General features: G+C 68.9%; 1 protein-coding gene. It reads left to right on the top strand.

Translation table 11 applies throughout. From position 1 onward, the window contains the following. The coding region (locus AC01FP_RS18125; protein WP_474482207.1) for a hypothetical protein at nt 1-842 on the top strand (842 nt) is incomplete at its 5' end. Between the last annotated feature and the right edge of the window lies 1 nt (nt 843).

Here is an 843-nt window from a genome sequence, read left to right on the forward strand (position 1 = left end):
GCAGCCAGATCGATTTCGCGACGCTGGCAGCCGGGCAGACAGTGACGCTGCTGACCGAACCTTCGCGGCAGCCCGGTTTCGGCAATGGCAATATCACCGGGACTGACCTCACCGCCGGTCCGGGGGAGAGCAGCGTGACCTCGACCTTCGGGTCGGTCGCCATTGGCGGGCAGACCACTGTGGCCGGCGGGCTGACGGTCGGGGCCGATGTCGACATCACCCTCGGCACGGTCGCGGTGCAAGGCGGCGACCTTGCCGCAACGGCGGGCGGCGCGATTGCGCTCGGCTCCGCATCGGTCAGCGGCAATGCAGGCCTGACTGCGGGCGGGTCGATCACTGCGACGGGCGACCTGGTGGCAGGCGGCACGCTGACCCTGCTGGCGCAGACCGGCGCGATTGCCGCGCGTGACCTGATCGCCAGCGGCGTTTCGGCCACGGCGGCAGGCAGCATCGGCCTGCGCGACATCACTCTCTCGGGCGGCGGCGCGAACCTGGTTGCGGGCGGCGATGTCGCCCTGCGGGATGTGAGCGGGGCCGGTGCGGGCGGCGTCTCGATTGCCGCTGACGGCAATCTCGGGTTCGATGATATTGTCAGCGACGGCGGCGTGTCCCTGCTGGCCAGCAATGGCGCGATTGACGGCCTCAGCGTGACCTCCGGCGACGCTGTTTCGGTTGACGGGCAAAGCGTCGGGCTGGGTTCGGTCAGCGCGACAGGCGATGTGTTCGGCAATGCCGAAAGCGGCGCGCTGGTGGCGAGCTCGATCACCTCCACCTCTGGCGAGGTGTTCCTGCAAGCAATCGCCGATGTCGTAGTGCACCAGGCCTGGCTTGACGGTGTCTAGA

It is taken from the genome of Cyanobium sp. NIVA-CYA 375 (assembly GCF_056108345.1).